Origin of the sequence: Halogranum rubrum (assembly GCF_900114455.1) — an archaeon.
In the GTDB taxonomy this organism is placed as follows: Archaea; Halobacteriota; Halobacteria; order Halobacteriales; family Haloferacaceae; genus Halogranum; species Halogranum rubrum.
This window is the reverse complement of sequence record NZ_FOTC01000005.1, coordinates 150,144-170,042: the sequence shown is the minus strand read 5'-3', so window position 1 is coordinate 170,042 and position 19,899 is coordinate 150,144. Positions and strand designations below refer to the sequence as shown.

Here is a 19,899-nt window from a genome sequence, read left to right as displayed (position 1 = left end):
TCCTTATTAGGTACCTTCGAGTAGCATCGACTATGACCGTCTACGAGAGTGACCTCCCCGGCGTCGGAAAGAAACACGAGATAGAACTCGACGATGGCTCGCGGTTGGTCGTCGTCACACACCACGCCGGAAAACGGGAGGTGTATCGACGACCCTCGGAAGATGCCGACTCGGAGAAGCTGTTCGAACTGTCGGACAAACTCGCTCGGCAGGTCGGGACGATTCTCGAAGGAGCGTACTTCCAGCCCGTCAAGACCGACCGTATCGAGACGCTCCTGGCGGGTAACGTCGTCATCGAGTGGATCGACGTCGCTCCCGAGTCGCCGCTCGTCGGCGTGACGCTGGCGGGGGCAAACATCCGTCAGAAGTACGGCATCTCTATCATCGCCATCCAGCGAGGCGACGAGACGATTCCGAGCCCCGCTGCCGACACCAGCATCGAGTCGGGCGACACGCTCGTCGTGCTCGGGCAGAAAGACGCCTGCCGGTCGTTCGTCGGCCACGTTACTGGTAACGAGGACTGATGGCGGCAGGGCTCTCACAGATCGGACTGCTGTTTTTCGGCGTGGCCGTCGCGGGGGTCATCGCGGCCCGTATCGGCCTGTCGGTCATCCCGGTCTACGTCGTTATCGGTATCGTTCTCGGGCCGAACGTCGCCGGCGCGTTCGACCTACTGTACGTCGAGTCAGGTGAGTTGACGACCGTCCTCGGAGAGTTAGGTATCATCCTGTTGCTGTTCTTTCTCGGACTGGAGTTCAGCATCGACCGTCTGCTCTCGACCAGACAACGCATCACGAGTGCGGGCGTCATCGACATCGTCATCAACCTCCCGGTCGGCATCGTCCTCGGGTTGGTGCTCGGGTGGTCGCTCGTCGAGTCGCTCCTCCTCGGCGGTATCGTCTACATCTCCTCGTCGGCGATAATCACGAAGTCGCTCATCGACCTCGGCTGGATCGCCAACCCCGAGAGCGAACCGATTCTCGGCATCCTCGTCTTCGAGGACCTCGTCATCGCCGTCTATCTCGCCATCGTGGCGTCGCTCGTCGCTGGGGGGAGCGGACTGCAAGAGACGGCGACGAACGTCGGCGTCGCGATGGGGTTCCTGCTCGTCCTCGTCGTCGCGGTGTACTACGGCGAGCAGTGGTTCGAGCGTCTCCTCGACGTCGACGGCGGCGAACTGTTCGTCCTTCGGGTGCTCGGCATCGCCGTCCCCGTCGCAGCACTCGCGCTCGCGTTGGGCGTCAGCGAAGCAGTCGCAGCGTTCTTCGTCGGGATGGGGTTCTCTTCGACGGACCACAAAGAGCGCATCGAGGACCTGCTGACACCCGTCCGCGACGTGTTCGCGGCAGTGTTCTTCGTCTGGATCGGCCTCGGTACGGACCCGGCAGTCGTCCTCGACGTGATCGGCCTCCTGGCAATCGCCGTCGTCCTGACCGCGCCGGCGAAGGTAGTGAGCGGCTACTACGGCGCACGACAGTTCGGGCTGGACGAACGGCGGTCGTTCCGAACAGGTGTGACGATGGTCACGCGTGGGGAGTTCTCGCTCATCATCGCAGCGACCGCTGCCGCGGGGACGACCGAGGTGATGACGCAGGTGATTCCGGCGTTCGCGGTCGGCTACGTCCTCGTCATGAGCGTACTCGGGTCGGTGTTGATGCAGTACGCCGACCAACTCGAAGCGGTCATCCTGCGGCGCGGGTCGACGAGTTGACCGGAGAGGACTTTTGACGTCGGGGGCGGAAGAGCGAGCGTATGCGCCGCCGTGCCCTCCTCGCTGCCGGCGGAGGTAGCCTGGCTGGACTCGTCGGTCTCAGTGGCTGTACCTCGTCGACGGGGTCGAACCCGGACGAGATAGCTCACCCACCCGTCGAGACGAACCCGGGGACGACCCCGCCACCCTCACCAGCGGAACCGACCGGTGACGAGACGGTCGTCCCACTCAGTGTGTCGACGAGGACAGTCGAGGCCACCGACGGCTACGCGACGACGGTGCAGTTCACCGTTCGCAACGACACCGACGAGAGCCTCCGATTCAACCCCTACTCGTGGCGCCTCTGGTCGTGGACCGGCGACGAGTGGTATCGGTGGAAGCGAGAGAGTATCGGGAGCGGCTTCGTCGACGTCGAACCCGCCGAGACCGAACAGTGGTCGCTGGCGGAACTCACCGAGCACTTCGGATATGGGCCGCCGACGCGCTCGGGCTGGTACGCCGTGCAGCTACGGTCGGTGTCGACTCGTCCCGTCAGATTCCGACTGGTCGAGCCCTGACAACGGGCTGAACGTAACCATTGCCGCCCCGAAAGCGTTTAATAGCCCGCATAGACAATGCTCCAGTAATGGTGGAGACTCGTCCGACCGACGCTCACACGCTCGTGAGCGCCGCGTCTCTCCTTCTCCGACCGCGACGAGTCCGACGACGGGCCCTTTAGGCCCACTACTATCTCTCCCCCGACAGTCGAGTTCCAAACTACAGACTCACAAGCCTTCGTATCGTCTATAGACATCTCTGAGACTTTATTTCAAAATTATGAAACCAAGAATTTAATACCCTCAAAGCGGGAGAGTGTAGTACATGACAAAGCGCGTCGCACTCGCATTCAGCGGAGGACTCGACACGACAGTTTGCGTTTCCCTTCTCAAAGAAGAGTACGGTTACGACGAAGTCGTCGGCGTCACCGTTGACGTCGGCCAGCCCGAGTCGGAGTTCGAAGAGGCCAAAGAGACGGCCGACGCCCACGGACTCGACATCCACGTCGTCGACGCCAAAGACGAGTTCGCCGAACTCTGTTTCGACTCGGTTCGCGCGAACGCGACGTATCAGGGCTACCCACTCGGGACGGCGCTCGCCCGCCCCATCATCGCCAACGCGATTCTCGACGTCGCCGAAGAGGAGAACTGCGACGCCATCGCTCACGGCTGTACGGGCAAAGGAAACGACCAACTTCGCTTCGAGGCCGTCTGGCGTACCTCCGACCTGACGGTCATCGCCCCCGTCCGCGAGATGGGTCTCACCCGCGAGTGGGAGAAGCAGTACGCCGACGAGAAGAACCTGCCAGTTCAGGCGGGTAACGACGGTATCTGGAGCATCGACACGAACCTCTGGAGTCGCTCCATCGAGGGCGGCCAACTCGAAGACCCGAGTTACATTCCGCCGGAGGACATCTACGAGTGGACCGACGACCCAGCCAACGCGAGCGAACCGGCACTGGTCGAAATCGAGTTCGACGACGGCTATCCCGTCGCCGTCGACGGCGAAGAGATGGACCCCACCGACCTCATCGAACACCTCAACGACCTCGCCGGAACGTTCGGCGTCGGCCGCACCGACATGATGGAAGACCGCATGCTCGGGCTGAAGGTCCGCGAGAACTACGAACACCCCGCGGCGACGGTGCTTCTCACCGCCCACGAAGGCCTCGAACAACTCGTCCTCACGAAAGAGGAGCGCGACTTCAAGACGCAGGTCGACAACCAGTGGGCCGAGAAGGGCTATCAGGGTCTCGTCGACGCACCGCTCGTGAAGTCCCTCGAAGGGTTCATCGGTGAGACGCAGAAGAAAGTCACCGGAAGCGTGACGGTCAAACTGCAGGGTGGCCAGTGCCGTCCTGTCGCCCGCGAGTCCGAGTACTCGGTCTACTCCGAGGAAGTCGCCTCCTTCAACACGAAGACGGTCGGCGACATCACGCAGGAAGACGCCACCGGCGTCGCCAAGTACCACGGGTTCCAGGGCCGCCTCGCCAACGACGTCGCCGAAGCGGTCGAGAAGCCCGAGTTGGCCGCAGACGGCGGCGAAGAGAGCGAGGAGTAACCGATGAGCGAGGACCCCTCCGAAGGTGTCGTCCGCCGCGACCGCTTCAGCGGCGGCCCCGCGCGGGGGTTCCTCTCTAGCCTCGCGGCCGACGAACGAATCTTCCAGGCGGACCTCGCCGTCGACCGCGCCCACGTGGTGATGCTCGCCGAGCAGGACATCGTCGACGACGACACTGTAGGCGAGATTCTGGCCGCACTCGACGACGTCGAGTCGGCAGGCCACGGCGCACTTCCGGACGGCGAAGACGTCCACGAAGCCATCGAGTCGGCCGTCATCGACCGGATGGGTGCCGACGGTGGAAAGATGCACACCGCCCGCTCGCGCAACGACGAGGTGGCGACCTGCATCCGCTACCGTCTCCGCGAGGACGTACTCGGCGTCGTCGAAAACACCATCGCGCTCCGCGAGGCGCTGGTGAGCGTGGCAGAGAAACACACCGAGACGGTGATGCCCGGCTACACACATCTTCAGCCAGCGCAACCGACCACCGTCGCACACTATCTGCTCTCGTACGAGGCCGCAGTCGCCCGCGACACCGCGCGCCTGCTCGACGCGTACGACCGCATCAACCAGTCGCCGCTCGGTGCGGCGGCGTTCGCGGGGACGCCGTTCGACGTGGACCGCGAGCGCACGGCCGAACTTCTCGGCTTCGACTCGGTCATGTCGAACTCGATGGACGCCTCTGCAGCACGCGACTTCCTCGCGGAGACCCTATCGGCGCTGGCGACGTACGCCACGACCCTGTCGGGGTTGGCGGAGGACATCATAATCTTCGCCAACAAGGGGTACGTCGACCTCGACGACGACTACTCCTCTACGTCCTCCATCATGCCCCAGAAGAAGAACCCCGACACGCTGGAACTCGTTCGCGGAACCGCGGGCGACGCCGTCGGCGGGTTGACGGGGCTCTTGACGACGCTCAAGGGACTCCCGCGTGCGTACAACCGTGACTTGCAGCGCGCACACGGCCACGCCTTCGACGCCGTCGACGCCGTGGGGAACGCGACGGACGTCGCCGGCGGTGCGGTGGCGACGGCGACGTGGAACACCGAACTCCTCGCCGCCGAGGCCGCAGATGGCTTCTCGACGGCGACCGGTGTCGCCGACCTGCTGGCGATGGCCGGACTGCCGTTCCGGACGGCCCACGAGATGGTCGCCGAAGCGGCCGCAGAGGCCAACGGGGAGAATCCGACCGTCGCAACACTTGACGCGGTCGCAGAGGAGGTATTAGGGGCGTCGCTATGGGAGTACGTGAACCGCGACGCCGTCGAGGCCGCGCTCGACCCGACCCAGAGCGTCGCGTCCCGCGACTCGCAGGGCGGTCCCGCGCCGTCTGCGGTCGCAGACGACCTCGACGCGGTCGTCTCGGCACTCGACGCCGATACGGCGGCGCTCGCGACTCGCCGTGACGCTCTCGCCGCGGCCGACGAGCAGTTAGCGACAGAGGTGACGCGCTATGACTGAGCAACTCGTTCGACAGCGTCGGCGACGGCCCCGACGGAGCGTCGTCGTGGAACCGCGCCCGCGGCCACCACGACGACGACCGTCCCCGTTCGGGGACAACTAATACTATCTGAATTCCGATATTTAATTCAGACACGACGTTTGGAACCCTCCTACACACCCGTAGCGAAGCCTGTACTTTCTATAATTATTTTGATAACTTCGATGGGTTTATGGTACCGAACGGCGAACGCTGGGGTACACAATGACCGAAGCAGAATGCGTCGAATGTGGGGGCGACGTCGCCCTCTCGGACGACCTGGAGACAGGAGAGATCATCGACTGCGGAACCTGTGGTGCGGAGCTCGAAGTCATCGACGTCAACCCGCCAGTCCTCGACCGAGCCCCGGAGCTCGAAGAGGACTGGGGGGAGTAAATTGCACGGTACGAACTCCCAGCGTCGGCTGACTCGCGTCGACCGGAGGTGGTCGGCGTGAAGGTCGGCATCCTCTACTCCCGTATCCGCAAAGACGAGAAGCTTCTCCTCTCGGAGCTTCGCGACCGCGGCCACGAGGTCACGAAGATAGACGTCCGCAAACACCAGTTCAGCCTCGACGGAACGACGGCACCGGTCGAAGGGTTGGACATCGTCGTCGACCGCTGTCTGTCGACCTCGCGGTCGCTCTACGCGACGCAGTTCCTCGACGCCTACGGTGTCACCGTCGTCAACGGCCCCGAGACGGCCGACGTCTGTGCGGACAAAGCCAAGAACAGCCTCGCGCTCGCTAAGGCGGGCGTCCCGACCCCCAAGACGGACGTCACGTTCACCAAGGAGAGCGCAATGCAGTCGATAGAGAAGTTCGGCTACCCCTGTGTGCTGAAACCCGTCGTCGGGTCGTGGGGCCGCCTGATGGCTAAGATAGACTCCGAGAGCGCCGCCGAGGCGATTCTCGAACACAAAGCCACACTCGGACACTACGAGCACAAGGTGTTCTACATCCAGGAGTTCGTCGAGAAACCGGGCCGCGACATTCGCGTCTTGGCGACTGACGGCGAACCGGTCGCCGCGATGGTCCGCTCGTCGGACCACTGGCTGACCAACGCCGCGAAGGGCGCGACGGTCGAACCGTTCGAACTCGACGACCGCGCACTCGAACTCGTCGAGAAAGCGAGCGCCGCCGTCGGCGGCGGTCTGCTCGGTGTCGACCTCATGGAGACGGGAGTCGTCTCCGACGATAAGTCGGAGGCCAGCCAGACGGAGTCTGGCGTTGACTACACCGTTCACGAGGTCAACCACACCGTCGAGTTCAAGGCGCTGAACGACGCCGTCGGCGACGACGTCGACGTTCCTGGAAAGGTAGTCGACTGGCTCGAATCGAAGGCCGCCGAATCGGCCGATAAGGAAGCGGAGGTGTCGGCGTGACGAATACGCTCTCGGCCGCCGTCGTCGGTGGCTCCGGCTTCACGGGCGGCGAACTGCTCCGCCTCTTGGACACTCATCCCGAGTTCGAGATTGCGCAGGCGACGTCCCGCGAGTACGACAAGAAGACACTCGGGTCGGTCCACCCGAACCTCCGCCACCTCGACGTGCGGTTCAGTGACCCCACGGACCTCGAATCGGTCGACGTGCTCTTTGCTGCGACGCCGCACGGCGTCTCGATGCAGCACATCGACACGTTCCAAGACGCCGCAGACACCGTCGTCGACCTCTCGGCGGACTTCCGTCTGAACTCGGAGGAACAGTACGACGAGTGGTACGACGGCCACACGTGTCCCGAATATCTGGAGAAGTCGGAGTACGCACTGCCCGAGATTAACCGCGAGAACCTGCCCGGTGCGGACCTCATCGCGTCGGGTGGCTGTAACGCGACGGCGACGATTCTCGGCCTGAAACCGCTGTTCGACGCCGGAATTTTGGAAGGCGACGAACAGGTCGTCGTCGACGTGAAGGTCGGGTCGTCGGAAGGCGGCGCGAGCGGTGGCAAGGCATCGAGTCACGCCGAGCGCTCGGGTGTCGTCCGCCCGTACGCGCCGACCGGCCACCGTCACGAAGCGGAGATAGAACAGTTCCTCGGACTCGACGTCTCCTTTACCGTCCACGCCGTGGACATGGTTCGCGGCGCATCGGCGACGTGTCACGTCTTCCCCGACGGTCCCGTCTCGAAGGGCGACATGTGGGGGGCATATCGTGAGAGCTACGAGGACGAACCGTTCATGCGGATGGTCGCGGGCGGCGGTGGCGTCTATCGCTACCCCGAACCGAAGGCCGTCGCCGGGACGAACTTCGGCGAAGTCGGCTTCGAAGTCGACCCGTCGAACAAACGCCTCGTGGTCTTCTCGGCCATCGACAACATGATGAAAGGCTCGGCCGGGCAGGCGGTTCACGCCGCCAACGTCGCGCTCGGCCTCGAAGAGACAGCAGGGTTAGACTTCGCGGGGTTCCACCCCATTGGAGCACCCTAACGAAGATAGCGAACTCGAACACCAATGACCAACGGATACACGCGCGAGGAACTCCTCGCCGCTCACGACGACCTCATCGACGCATCGGCCAGCGACTGCCTCTACACGGACGGAGGCGAGCCGCGAGAGCCGCCAGTCGTCGTGAAAATCGGCGGCGCCCGCGCCGTCGAACCGGAAGGTGCGGTGCAGGACATCGCGCATCTCGTCGCCAACGGCCGCAAGGTCGTCGTCGTCCACGGCGGTTCGACAGCCGTCGACGAGACGCTGGAGGAACTCGGCGAGGAACCGACCTACGTCGAGACGCCCTCGGGTGTCTCGGGACGCTTCACCGACGAGCGCACGATGGAGGTGTTCACGATGGTGATGCCCGGCAAGTTGAACACGGAACTCACCGCGACGCTGCGTGGCGCAGGCGTCGACGCGCTCGGTCTCTCCGGCGTCGACGGCGGTCTCCTCACGGGTAAACGCAAGTCCGCCGTCCGCGTCGTCGAGGACGGAAAGAAGAAGATCAAGCGCGGCGACCACTCGGGCAAGATTACCGACGTCAATACGCAACTCCTGGAAACGCTGCTCGACGGCGGCTACACGCCCGTGGCGACCGTTCCGATGCTCGCAGACGACGGCGTGCCGGTCAACGCCGACGCCGACCGCGCCGCCGCGGCCATCGCAGGCGCACTCGGCGCGGAACTCGTCGTCCTCACCGACGTCGAAGGCGTGTACGAAGACATCGACGACCCCGAGTCGCTCATCGCGTCGGCGGCGACGCCAGCGGAGTTTGAAGCGGTGAAGAACGCCGCCGAGGGCTTCATGACGAAGAAAGTAATGGCGGCCACCGAGGCGCTGGAAGGCGGGGCCGCGAAGGTCATCGTCGCCGACGCCAACGTCCGCGACCCCATCACGACGGCGCTCAACGGCGGCGGGACGCACGTCGAACCCGGCGTACTGGGTGACACCGTCGAAGCCGAGGAGGTGGCCAAATGAGCGGTGGGTTCGTCTTCAACGAGAAACCCATCCAAATCGAGTCCGGCGAGGGGCCGTACCTCTACGCCGACGATGGCACTGAATACCTCGACATGGGGGCAAACTACGCCGTCACGCCACTCGGCCACTCCCACCCGAAAGTCACCGAGGCGATTCAGCAGCAAGCGGAGAAGCTGACCTACGTGCAGGCGTCCTACCCGGTCGAGGTCCGTACCGAGTTGTACGAGAAACTCGCGGCCCTCGCACCCGGCGACTTGGAGAACGTCTGGCTCTGTAATTCGGGGACCGAGGCCAACGAGGCGGCGATGAAGTTCGCCCGCGCCTCGACAGGGAACTCCAAAATCGTCGCCACCAAGCGCAGTTTCCACGGTCGGACGATGGGCGCGCTGGCGATGACGTGGAAACAGAAGTACAAAGCGCCCTACGAACCGCTGGCTGGCGACATCGAGTTCGTCACCTACGGCGACAGCGAGGAGTTGGCGGACGCCGTCGACGACGAGACGGCCGCCGTCTTCCTCGAACCCGTCCAAGGCGAGGGCGGCATCCACCCCGCGACAGTAGAGTATCTGGAACACGCTCGCGACGTAACCGAAGACGCGGGCGCGGCGCTCGTCTTCGACGAGATTCAGACCGGCATGGGCCGGACGGGAACGCTCTGGGCCTGCGAACAGGCCGGCGTCGTCCCGGACATGCTCACGACGGCGAAGGGTATCGCCAACGGCCTCCCCATGGGTGCGACGCTCTGTGCGGACTGGCTGACCGAGGACTTCGGTGACCACGGGTCGACGTTCTCCGGCGGTCCCGTCCCCTGTGCGGCGGCGAACGCGACGCTCGACGTGTTGGTCGAAGAGGACTTACCGGGCCACGCCGGTGACCTCGGGTCGTACCTGATGGAGAACATCCAGGCAGCGAGCGAAGAACACGACCTGCCCGTCCGCGACGTGCGCGGACAGGGGCTGATGGTCGGCATCGAGGTCAAGCGCGGCGCGAACCGCCTGCTGAAGCATCTCGCGCTCAACCACGGGATTCTCGCGCTGCCTGCGGGTCGGTCCGTCCTTCGGCTCTTGCCGCCGCTCGTCGTCGACGAGAGCCACGCCGACCGCATGACAGACGCGCTGACAGAGGTCCTGCAATGAGCAGTATGGGAAAGATGACAGAACAGACGATTGCCGCACTCGACTCTGAAGCACGCCAACTGCTGTTCGACCTCGTCTCGACGCCCTCACCTTCGGGTGAGGAGGAAGCGGCCGCACAGATACTCGTCGACTTCTTCGAGGCCCACGACCGCGAGGTGTGGGTCGACGACGTCGGCAACGTCCGTGCGCCCGCAGACGACCGCGTCCTCTTGACGTCTCACATCGACACTGTCCCCGGCGACATTCCCGTCGAAGTCAAAGACGGCGAGGAAGACGCTGGCGAATCGCTGTGGGGTCGCGGCAGCGTCGACGCCACCGGACCGCTGGCGGCGATGGCCGTCGCCGCCGTCGAGACCGGCATGAGCTTTATTGGAGTTGTTGGCGAGGAACTCGACTCCCGCGGCGCACTCCACGTCGTCGAAGAGGGCCGCGCCGAACCCGGCGCGGTCGTCAACGGCGAACCGAGTGGCTGGGAGGGTATCACTCTCGGCTACCGTGGTCTGCTCGCGGGAACCTACGTCGCCACGAGCGAGTCCGGCCACACCTCTCGGCCGGAGAACAACGCGATTCAGGACGCCCTCGACTGGTGGCGAGCGGTCGAAGACGAGTTCGAGGCGGACGAGTGGACGCCCGTCTTCGAGCGCGTCACCTGCAAGCCGGTCAAGATGGCCGGTGGGACGACCGACGACGGTCTCTCCGTCGAGTCGACGATGGACGTGCAGTTCCGCGTCCCGCCGGAGATGACAACCGACGAGGTACAGGAGATGGCCGACTCGAAACTCAACGGCGGGACGGTCCGTTGGTACGACGACGTGCCACCCGTCATGATGAGTCCACGCACAGACGTCGGCCGCGCGTTCCGCGTCGCCATCCGGCAGGCAGGCGGCGACCCCCGCCTCCTCCGGAAGACCGGCACGAGCGACATGAACGTCTTCGCGAAGGTGTGGGACTGCCCGATGGTCACCTACGGTCCGGGCAATTCGGACCTCGACCACGCGCCCAACGAACATCTCCCGCTCGACGAGTACGACACGTCTATCGACGTGCTCGTCTCGGTCTGTGAACGTCTCGGTGGTACGGACGAAGAGGGAGGCGAGGACTGATGCTCGACATCGACCACCTCGTCGACATCGACGACCTCTCACCGGAAGACGTGAAGACGGTGCTCGACCGTGCTTCGGCGCTGAAGTCCGGCGAAGACACGACCCAGTTGTCCCAACAGACGCTCGGGATGCTGTTCGAGAAGCCGTCGACACGGACGCGCATCTCCTTCGAGACGGGGATGACACAGTTGGGAGGACACGCCATCTTCCTCGGGCCAGAGGACATCCAACTGGGCCACGGCGAACCGCTGAAAGACACCTCGCGTGTGCTCTCGCGCTACGTCGACGTGGTGATGGTTCGGCTGTTCGACCACGCCGACCTGCTCGAAATCGCGAACTACGCCGACGTCCCGGTCGTCAACGGCCTGACCGACGAGGCGCATCCCTGCCAGACGCTCGCCGACCTGCTGACTATCAAGGAAGCGTTCGGCGGGTTCGACGACGTGCAGGCGACGTGGGTCGGCGACGGCAACAACGTCGGCCAGTCGTTCGTGCTCGGCTGTGCGCTCGCCGGCATCGACCTCACGGTCTGTACGCCACCGGGCTACGAGATGAGCGACGCCGTGTTGGAACGCGCCGCCGAGTTAGGCGACGCACCCGAAGTGGTGGAGTCACCGAAAGAAGCGGTCGCCGACGCGGACGTTCTGTATACGGACGTCTGGGTCAGCATGGGCCAAGAGGATAAGCGCGAGGAGAAACTCGACGCCTTCGACGGCTATCAGGTCAACATGGACCTCCTGAGCGAGACGGACGCCATGGTGATGCACTGTCTGCCAGCACACCGCGGCGAGGAGATTACCGACGACGTGTTGGAGTCGGACCGCGTATTGGTGTGGGACCAAGCGGAGAATCGGCTTCACGCCCAGAAGGGTCTCTTGGTCGAACTGGTGGAGTAACGCCGCGACTCGAGCATCGTCTCGGACTCTCGGTCTATTCTTCGAACCCGTCCTCGAACCGAAAGACACCGTTCCGCTGGACGACGTCGCCATCGAATTCGATTCGCGCGTCGTGGCTCATGTCGACGAGCATGTCGACGTGCGCCGCGCTTCGGTTGAACGCATGATTGTCGGGAACGCACTCTTCGAGCGCGTTTCCGAGGGCCAGATGGACCGTGTCGCCCATCTTCTCGTCGAACAAGAGCGTGTGCGTGATGCGGTCGATACCGCGATTCATCCCGATGCCGAGTTCGCCAAGTCGGCGCGCACCGTCGTCGGTGTCGAGAACACTCGCTAGTACCTCCTCACCACGGCGTGCAGCGTAGTCGACGACGACACCGTCTTCGAAGACCAGGCGTGCGTCCTCGATATCTCGGCCGTTTCGACGGAGTGGAAGGTCGAACGTCACCTCTCCCTCGACTCCGTCGGGAACGGGAGAGGTGTACACCTCACCACCGGGGAGGTTGTATTCTGCGTCGTCGTTGCCAGCGCGCATCCCGTCGACGTCCAATCGGAGGTCCGTCGTCTCGCCGCTCACGAGACGGACTTCGTCGGCCGAATCGAGCAGGTCGGCCAACTGTTGCTGGAACTCGCGTTGTTGGTCCCAGTCTCTGTTTACGGCGTCGTAGACGAAGTCACACCACGCCGCGGTGCTCATCTCGGCCTGCTGTGCGGCGGCAGCGGTCGGATGCTGTGTGATGACCCATCTGGTGTCGAGACGTTCTTCGAGAATCGGCTGGCGGGCACGACTGGACGCCGTCGCCTTCGTGGGGTCGACGTCGCTCGTCTCGGCCGTATTCGTCGCGCCACCGACGAGAATCACGACGTCTGTCTCCTTCATCGCGGCGAGTTCGTGGTCTCTCGTGCGGAAGTCGTCGTCGTCCATCGCTCTCGCGTACGCACGGCCAGTGCGGGGGTTCCGCCAGTGGGTCGTCGGCCGCGCCCCGCGCTCTCCGAGCACTTCGTAGAGTGCAACGACTAGCTCTTCGGCGGGAGTCGGGGCTCTGATGAGGACGTTGTCGTCGGCGGTGACGTCGGTGCAGTGGTCGACGAGGAGTTCGGCGTGAGTTCTGACGCGGGGATCCATGGGTATCGACCGACTCGTGGGAGCTGCAAAAACGTCAGCCAAGTAGAGTGAAAGTGAAACAGATCACTCTCCCGCGTTCACTCGATTTACAGTTCTCGCACGAACGGGAACACTGCGCCTACGACCCCACCGTACACGAGGTGGCCGACGAGGCTCGTCGGGTTGAAGTTCGGCAGCGGCGGCGCACCGGCAAAGCCGACCGCCGAGAGCCAGATTGGCATCACCAGCGCGGCGAGGACGACCCACAGAATCGCGCCGTAGACGACGCCGAGTCCGACGCTTCTGGGGAGGTTCGTCCCGACGCCGGCGGCGTTGGCGAGACCGGCGAAGACGACGCCGAGAATCGCCGAGTGACTCATGTGGATGAACCAGCCTGCGGCCCCACCCGAGAGGCCGTACATCGCGGGAATCGCGACTTCGATGACGGGTGTCATCATCGTCGTGAGCATGACGCCCATGACTGCTCCGCCGACGAGGCCCGCACCGACACCACCCTTCCACGTGCTGTTCTCGGTTACACCGACCGTCGCTGTCGTGGTCTCTGTTGACATGCTACTACAGATTTCGCAGAGGTGAGCAAAACGCTACGTCGGCGAGGCGTCGACGACGCACCGAGGACATAGCTTCATGTCGCCTACGCGCGTACTGTACCCGTTCGAAGCGGGGTCGGACCGACACAACCTACCCCGGTTCCCGAGTGTTTTAACCCGATGACGACCAAGGCCACGTAGTGGCTGAATCGACCGGACATCTCCGCTTCTTCCCGTACGACGAGCCCTATCCGAACCAGGAGGAGGCGATGGACCGCATCGCCAACTCGCTGGCACGGCAGCAGGACGTCCTCCTCGAAGGGGCACCCGGGACGGGCAAGACGCTCTCCGCACTCGTCCCGGCACTCGACTACGCTCGCGAACACGACAAGACAGTCGTCATCACGACGAACGTCCACCAGCAGATGCGCCAGTTCGTCGAAGACGCCCGCGCCATCACCCAACAGAAGCCGATTCGCGCGGTGGTGTTCAAAGGCAAGGCGTCGATGTGCCACATCGACGTCGGCTATCAGGAGTGTCAGACGCTCCGCGATACGACTCGAAGTGTCGTCGAGAAACGCGCCGACAAAGCCGAGTTGAAACAGCGCGAGCAAGCCCTGCTAGACAGGATGCGCAGCGGCGAGGACGGCGCGGCCGACGCCCGAAGCGCCGTGATGGACGAACTCGACGCCATCGAACAGGACCTCGATGAGATGGAAGACGGCAACGTCTGTGAGTACTACTACAACAACCTCGTCGACGACACCGACGAGTTCTTCGGGTGGCTGTTCGAGGACGTCCGCACGCCCGACGACGTCTACGAATACGCGGAGGAACAGGGCTACTGCGGCTACGAGTTGCTGAAAGAGGGGATGGAGGGCGTCGACCTCGTGGTCTGTAACTACCACCACCTCCTGGACCCGATGATTCGCGAGCAGTTCTTCCGGTGGTTGGACCGTGACCCCGACGACGTCATCACCGTCTTCGACGAGGCGCACAACATCGAGGCGGCCGCGCGGGACCACGCGACTCGCACACTGACCGAGAACACCCTGGAGAGCGCACTCAACGAACTCGACGACGTCGACGACTCGCGAGCGGAACACGCCCGGAACGTCGTCGGCGCGTTCTACCGGGCGCTCAAGTCGACCTACGAGGAGAACCTGCGCTCCTCTGACCGCGACGACGTGGGTGAGAACTGGTACGACGTCGCCATCGCCAACGACGACCGCCGCGACGACCTGACGATGGCCTTTCTGGACGCGTACGAGGGCCGCGGCATCGACGCGGAAGTCGAACTCGCCCTCCAGTTGGGGAAGTCGCTCGACGAGGAGTACGAACAGGCGTACAAAGACGGCGAGACGACGACGCGAAAAGAGTGTCAGACCCAGCAGGCCGCGGCGTTCATCGACTCGTGGATGAGCGACGGGAACAAACTCGGTCAGCATCCGATGTGTTCGGTCCGTCGCGACGGCGGCACCGAGGAGATTTACGGCCGTGCGGAGCTCTACACCTGCATCCCGCGGGAAGTGACGAAAGAGCTCTTCGACGAAGTCTACGCCAGCGTCCTGATGAGTGCGACCATCCGCCCCTTCGACGTGACCGAGGACGTCCTCGGCCTCGAAGACGTCGCCACGCTGGCCTACGGACTGGAGTACCCCGAAGAGAACCGCCGGACCTACGCCGTCGAGGGACCGGCGCTGTTCGCCAGCGAACGCGGCGAACGCGATACGCAGGAGATAATCACCGCGACGCTCCGCGACGTCGTGCGCTTCACCCCGGGGAACACACTGCTCTTCTTCCCCTCCTACTCGGAGGCGCGCCGGTACTACGAACGCCTCGGCGGGGGTCGAGGGCTGACCGACGGCGACAGACACACGGAGTTCTTCCTCGATGAATCGGGCACACCCACCGAAGACCTCAGACAGGGGTTCGTCGCGAGCGAGAACGGCGCGCTGTTCACCTCCCTGTGGGGAACGCTGGCGGAGGGCGTGAGCTTCGACGGTGACGACGCCCGGACCGTCGCCGTCGTCGGCGTCCCCTACCCACACCTCTCCGAGCGGATGGAGGCCGTCCAAGCCGCCTACGACCGCGTCTACTCGGAGCGCTCCCGCGAGGCCGGGTGGCGCTACGCCGTCGAGATTCCGACGATTCGCAAGACTCGGCAGGCGCTCGGGCGGGTCATTCGGTCCCCAGACGACTTCGGGGTGCGCGTCCTGCTCGACAAGCGGTACACCGACGCCGACATGGGGAAGTACAGCGTCCGCGACTCGTTCCCACCGGAGGAGCGTGAGGAACTGCTCGACATCGGGCCGGACAAACTCAAGTTCGCGATGATGAACTTCTACACCGACCACGACGCGTACGACGGGCCGCCGCCGACGCCGTGAGAGACTCTCAACCGAGCGCGTGGGCTTTCGAGGTACGCGAACTGTAGTCACTGCTGACGGATAGAAATGTCGTACCTACTAACATCACAACTCGCCTCCCTACTGGACTGTGTGTGCTGAAGAGAGAGGGTGTATTCAGCACCACGAACAGGGTCTAATCAGAGCTGACGGTCTGAATCTCCGGTTCAGTAAGACGTTGAGTTCACCACTGATGGCCGCCGATACTAACAATCGATCCACACTGAGCACATTCGGAGACGACGAGCGAATCGGACGGAGACTGGTGCGTTACGATCTCGTCTGGCCCCGTTGGGCCACCGCACCGCTTGCAGATCTCCGAATGTTGCTGTTCCATTGTGGTAGTCTATACGGGTCTGACGAAAATAAAGTGAGCTAGCTGCTACCATCTTTCTTGCCGTTATCTGCCACTTCGGACGATGGACACTGCTGAGTTTTTTCATGGCCGACCAGCGCCCTCTATTCAGCACGGCACTTCTAGCAACTCTGAGAGAGCACACGAACCAATGTGTACCGCATTCTGTCTGGCGGTACAGAAAGAGTCTCTAGAAGACGAACCGACACCCACCGCACTACCAGCAAGCGCGTTCGTAGGCGAGTCATTCATCCCTCTCCACCCCAACTGGATGTATGAGTATCCAACCGCCGGGACCGAAGGGCGTCCCGGTCTTCGGAAACAGCGGGCAGTACTCGAAGGACCCCTTCTCCTTCATGACGGCCTGTGCGGAGGCCTACGGCGACGTCGTCAAATTCGACCTCGGGCCGATGCCGGTCTACATGCTCACCAACCCCGAGGACATCGAACGCGTCTTGGTCAGCGAGGACGCGAAGTTCCGCAAGCCCCGGTTCCAAGACGACGCGATGGGCGACTTGCTCGGGGACGGACTCCTCCTCAGCGACGGCGCGGAGTGGCGGAAACAGCGCGAACTCGCCCAACCGGCGTTCAACCCGGCGCGAATCGCCACGCTCGGTGGGATGATGAGCGAGAAGACGACTGCGATGCTCGACGACTGGCAGGACGGTGACCTCGTCGACATCCAGTTGGAGATGGCTCGATTGACCGTCCGCATCATCGTCGACGCCATGCTCGGCGCGTCGTTGGACGAAGAACGCATCCGAACGGTGCAGGAGAACCTCGAACCGCTCGGCGCACGGTTCGAACCGGACCCCCTCCGCGTCATCGTTCCCGACTGGGCACCGACACGGGAGAACCGCGACTACAAGGGAGCAATCGAGACCATCGAGCGCGTCATCGACGACATCGTCGCCGAGCGTCGCGGGAGCGAGTTCGGAGCGTCCGACCACGATGGCCGCCGCAGTGCCGACGCGGTCGACGACCCGCCGATGGACCTCCTCTCTATCATCCTCCGCGCCCAACAGCGCGGTGAACAGACGGACCAGCAACTCCGAGACGAGATGATGACGATGCTGCTGGCGGGTCACGACACGACGGCGCTCACGCTCACGTACTTTTGGTACCTCCTCTCCCAACACCCCGATGTAGAGGCGAAGGTCCAACAGGAAGTCGACGAGGTACTCGGCGGTGAGACGCCGGCGGCGGCGGACGCCCGTCAGATGACCTACACCGACCGGGTACTCCACGAGACGATGCGGCTCTACCCGCCGGTGTACACGATGTTTCGCGAGCCGAGAGTCGACGTCAGACTCGGCGGCTACCGCGTTCCCGAGGGGTCCGGCGTGATGCTCCCGCAGTGGGTCGTCCACCGGTCACCGCGGTGGTACGACGACCCCGAGACGTTCGACCCGGACCGGTGGCTCCCCGACCGACGGAACCAGCGCCCGCGGTTCTCGTACTTCCCGTTCGGCGGCGGCCCGCGCCACTGCATCGGCAAACAGTTCTCGATGCTGGAGGCGAAACTCATCGTCGGCACCGTCGCCCAGCAGTTCGAACTCGACTACACCCGCGACGAACCGTTCTCGCTTCGCGGGTCGCTGACGATGCACCCCCGCGAACCGATGGCGATGCGGCTTCGGTCGAGATAGAACGATAGAGCGACGGTGGTAGAACGGTAGCGCGGTTATCGAAGCCGAAGCGTCGCCGCTGACTCGCGAAACTTCCCGTTCCAGAGGTCGAGCGTGGAGACGGTCCACGTGACCGGGTCGATATCGAGGGCGGCGAGCGCTTCGGCGTCTTCGAGTGTCCCACCACGTGCGAGCGTGACGTGTGGAACGTAGTCGTCGCCTTCGAGTCCGTCGATGGAACCGAACTCCTCGCAGAGTCGGTCGTGAAGCGCGAAGAGACCGGGACTCTCGACGACGAGGTAGACGACCGGAGCGCTTCCCTTCGTCGGACGCTCGAAGAAGTCGATTCCCGTCACGCGAGCCTCGAAGGGCGAAACGTCGCGAAGCGGGAGACGAAGCCGTTCACGGTGTCTGTCGAGCGAGTCGTCGCCGAGACGTTTCGCGACGAGCGTGTGGCGGTCCCGAACCGTGTCGAACGCCGTGAGTCGCGGATGTAACTCGCTGGCGAGTCGCCGGACACCGCCCGGAACGGGAACGTTCAGGCTGTACACAGAGACAGATTCAGGAGACCAGAAGAAAAGCGTCGTGTTCCGTAACGTCAGAGTCGGTCGGTGAACCAGAGCACGATGAGGACGACGATGAGAATGCCCAAGAGCGGGCGGAGCGGCCCGAGAAGCCCGGCGAGCAAGCCGAGCACCTCACCGACGATTTCGAGGGCGAGCCACACGACGACCAACACGAGGACGATTTTCAGCAAATCTTCGACGTCTACTTCGGCGCGCATGGTCGTCGAATCGACCGAGTCCTACAAAAACGCACTGCTGGGAGGCTCGAAAAAGAGCTGTCGACGGAGAAAGAGGTAACTACCCGCCCGATAAACGCGAGAACATGGCTAGTGTCTTCCGCTTCCTCGGCCGCCTGAGTGCGCGAGGGCTCCCGACGAACACGATTCTCGCCGTCACGCTCGTGCTCGTCGGCCTGTTCGCCCTCACGTTCCTCCCGCCCGTCGCCGTCGTCGGCCTCCTCCTCGTCCTCCTCGCCGTCGCGGCAGTCGTCAGCGCCGTCGAACTCGTCCAAGCGTACGAAAAGCGCACGCTGACGGTGTTCGGCGAGTACCGCAAACTGCTCGAACCGGGGTTCAACCTCGTCCCACCGTTCGTCTCACAGACCTACTCGTTCGACATGCGGACGCAGACGCTCAACGTTCCTCGGCAGGAGGCAATCACCGAGGACAACTCGCCCGTCGTCGCCGACGCCGTCGTCTACATCAAAGTCGTCGACCCGAAGAAGGCCTTCCTCGAAGTCGAAGACTACCAGAACGCCGTCTCCTACCTCGCCCAGACGACGCTCCGGGCCGTCCTCGGCAGTATGGAACTCGACGAGACGCTGAGTCGCCGAACCGAGATAAACAGTCGAATCCACAATCAGTTAGACGAACCGACCGACGAGTGGGGCGTCCGCGTCGAGAGCGTCGAAGTGCGCGAGGTGAAACCCAGCGCCGACGTCGAGAACGCGATGGAACAGCAGTCCTCCGCCGAGCGGCGTCGCCGCGCGATGATTCTCGAAGCCCAAGGTGAACGTCGGAGCGCCGTCGAATCCGCCGAAGGGGAGAAACAGTCGAGCATCATCCGCGCGCAGGGTGAGAAACAAGCGCAGATTCTCGAAGCGCAAGGTGACGCTATCTCGACCGTCTTGCGAGCGAAATCCGCCCAGTCGATGGGCGAGCGAGCGATTATCGACAAGGGGATGGAGACGCTGACGAAAATCGGCCAAGGCGAGTCGACGACGTTCGTGCTGCCGCAGGAACTGACCTCCTTGGTCGGTCGCTACGGCAAAGCGCTGACCGGCAGCGACGTCCAAGAGAACGCGGGACTCGACTCGAAGGCGTTCGACGAGGAGACCCGCGAACTGCTCGGACTGGACGACATCGACGACATCGCCGACGGACTGGAGACCGAAGACGGCGACCGGCCGGACGTGGAGAACCTCGACGCGTTCGACCGCGAAGTCGAACAGTAG

Annotated in this window: 19 protein-coding genes; 15 read left to right on the top strand and 4 right to left on the bottom strand. The window is 63.8% G+C overall.

Annotated elements, in window-relative coordinates; translation table 11 throughout:
- Positions 1 to 32 precede the first annotated feature (32 nt).
- The 12 genes from BM083_RS17870 (at position 33) to argF (ending at position 11,833) form a co-directional block, all read left to right on the top strand.
- Positions 33 to 524, top strand: coding sequence for a cation:proton antiporter regulatory subunit (locus BM083_RS17870; RefSeq protein ID WP_089871242.1), 492 nt, complete (start codon positions 33 to 35; stop codon positions 522 to 524).
- On the top strand, positions 524 to 1,711 hold the full coding sequence (locus BM083_RS17865; protein WP_089871240.1) for a cation:proton antiporter: 1,188 nt from the start codon (positions 524 to 526) through the stop codon (positions 1,709 to 1,711). The genes BM083_RS17870 and BM083_RS17865 overlap by 1 nt, the downstream gene beginning before the upstream one ends.
- A 41-nt stretch (positions 1,712 to 1,752) precedes the next feature.
- The gene (locus BM083_RS17860) at positions 1,753 to 2,268 is read left to right on the top strand and encodes a hypothetical protein (protein WP_009367135.1); all 516 of its coding nucleotides are present in this window, start codon (positions 1,753 to 1,755) and stop codon (positions 2,266 to 2,268) included.
- A 304-nt stretch (positions 2,269 to 2,572) separates the two neighbouring features.
- On the top strand, positions 2,573 to 3,808 hold the full coding sequence (locus BM083_RS17855) for an argininosuccinate synthase (protein WP_089871238.1): 1,236 nt from the start codon (positions 2,573 to 2,575) through the stop codon (positions 3,806 to 3,808).
- Between the two features lie 3 nt (positions 3,809 to 3,811).
- Complete coding sequence (argH, locus tag BM083_RS17850) at positions 3,812 to 5,275, top strand: argininosuccinate lyase (protein WP_089871236.1); 1,464 nt, start codon at positions 3,812 to 3,814, stop codon at positions 5,273 to 5,275.
- Positions 5,276 to 5,519: 244 nt separating this feature from the next.
- Entirely contained in the window at positions 5,520 to 5,690 is a 171-nt protein-coding gene (gene lysW, locus BM083_RS17845; protein WP_009367138.1) for a lysine biosynthesis protein LysW, read from the top strand.
- A 57-nt stretch (positions 5,691 to 5,747) separates the two neighbouring features.
- Positions 5,748 to 6,677 carry a RimK family alpha-L-glutamate ligase gene (locus tag BM083_RS17840; protein WP_089871329.1) on the top strand — a complete coding sequence of 310 codons (930 nt, stop codon included), beginning with the start codon at positions 5,748 to 5,750 and terminating at the stop codon, positions 6,675 to 6,677.
- Complete coding sequence (argC, locus tag BM083_RS17835) at positions 6,674 to 7,717, top strand: N-acetyl-gamma-glutamyl-phosphate reductase (RefSeq protein ID WP_089871234.1); 1,044 nt, start codon at positions 6,674 to 6,676, stop codon at positions 7,715 to 7,717. Before BM083_RS17840 ends, argC begins: the two co-directional genes overlap by 4 nt.
- A 24-nt stretch (positions 7,718 to 7,741) precedes the next feature.
- A complete protein-coding gene (locus tag BM083_RS17830; RefSeq protein ID WP_089871232.1) occupies positions 7,742 to 8,698 on the top strand; it encodes an acetylglutamate/acetylaminoadipate kinase in 957 nt (318 codons plus the stop codon).
- Positions 8,695 to 9,834, top strand: coding sequence for an aspartate aminotransferase family protein (locus BM083_RS17825; RefSeq protein WP_089871229.1), 1,140 nt, complete (start codon positions 8,695 to 8,697; stop codon positions 9,832 to 9,834). The genes BM083_RS17830 and BM083_RS17825 overlap by 4 nt, the downstream gene beginning before the upstream one ends.
- Before the next feature lie 14 nt (positions 9,835 to 9,848).
- Positions 9,849 to 10,937 carry a [LysW]-lysine hydrolase gene (locus BM083_RS17820; protein WP_049893795.1) on the top strand — a complete coding sequence of 363 codons (1,089 nt, stop codon included), beginning with the start codon at positions 9,849 to 9,851 and terminating at the stop codon, positions 10,935 to 10,937.
- Entirely contained in the window at positions 10,937 to 11,833 is an 897-nt protein-coding gene (gene argF, locus BM083_RS17815) for an ornithine carbamoyltransferase (RefSeq protein ID WP_089871227.1), read from the top strand. The genes BM083_RS17820 and argF overlap by 1 nt, the downstream gene beginning before the upstream one ends.
- 34 nt (positions 11,834 to 11,867) lie before the next feature.
- Here the strand turns inward: argF and BM083_RS17810 are convergent, their stop codons facing one another.
- Entirely contained in the window at positions 11,868 to 12,959 is a 1,092-nt protein-coding gene (locus tag BM083_RS17810) for an aminopeptidase (RefSeq protein WP_089871224.1), read from the bottom strand.
- An 86-nt stretch (positions 12,960 to 13,045) separates the two neighbouring features.
- The gene (locus BM083_RS17805) at positions 13,046 to 13,510 is read right to left on the bottom strand and encodes a histidine kinase (RefSeq protein WP_089871222.1); all 465 of its coding nucleotides are present in this window, start codon (positions 13,508 to 13,510) and stop codon (positions 13,046 to 13,048) included.
- Between the two features lie 179 nt (positions 13,511 to 13,689).
- Between BM083_RS17805 and BM083_RS17800 the strand changes: the two genes are divergently transcribed.
- Both BM083_RS17800 and BM083_RS17795 read left to right on the top strand, forming a co-directional pair.
- Complete coding sequence (locus BM083_RS17800; protein ID WP_089871219.1) at positions 13,690 to 15,879, top strand: ATP-dependent DNA helicase; 2,190 nt, start codon at positions 13,690 to 13,692, stop codon at positions 15,877 to 15,879.
- A gap of 648 nt (positions 15,880 to 16,527) precedes the next feature.
- Complete coding sequence (locus BM083_RS17795; RefSeq protein WP_089871217.1) at positions 16,528 to 17,901, top strand: cytochrome P450; 1,374 nt, start codon at positions 16,528 to 16,530, stop codon at positions 17,899 to 17,901.
- Between the two features lie 35 nt (positions 17,902 to 17,936).
- Here the strand turns inward: BM083_RS17795 and BM083_RS17790 are convergent, their stop codons facing one another.
- Both BM083_RS17790 and BM083_RS17785 read right to left on the bottom strand, forming a co-directional pair.
- Complete coding sequence (locus tag BM083_RS17790) at positions 17,937 to 18,431, bottom strand: 2'-5' RNA ligase family protein (protein WP_089871215.1); 495 nt, start codon at positions 18,429 to 18,431, stop codon at positions 17,937 to 17,939.
- A gap of 47 nt (positions 18,432 to 18,478) precedes the next feature.
- Positions 18,479 to 18,664, bottom strand: coding sequence for a DUF7554 family protein (locus BM083_RS17785; RefSeq protein ID WP_089871212.1), 186 nt, complete (start codon positions 18,662 to 18,664; stop codon positions 18,479 to 18,481).
- Positions 18,665 to 18,768: 104 nt separating this feature from the next.
- Between BM083_RS17785 and BM083_RS17780 the strand changes: the two genes are divergently transcribed.
- The gene (locus BM083_RS17780) at positions 18,769 to 19,899 is read left to right on the top strand and encodes an SPFH domain-containing protein (RefSeq protein WP_089871210.1); all 1,131 of its coding nucleotides are present in this window, start codon (positions 18,769 to 18,771) and stop codon (positions 19,897 to 19,899) included.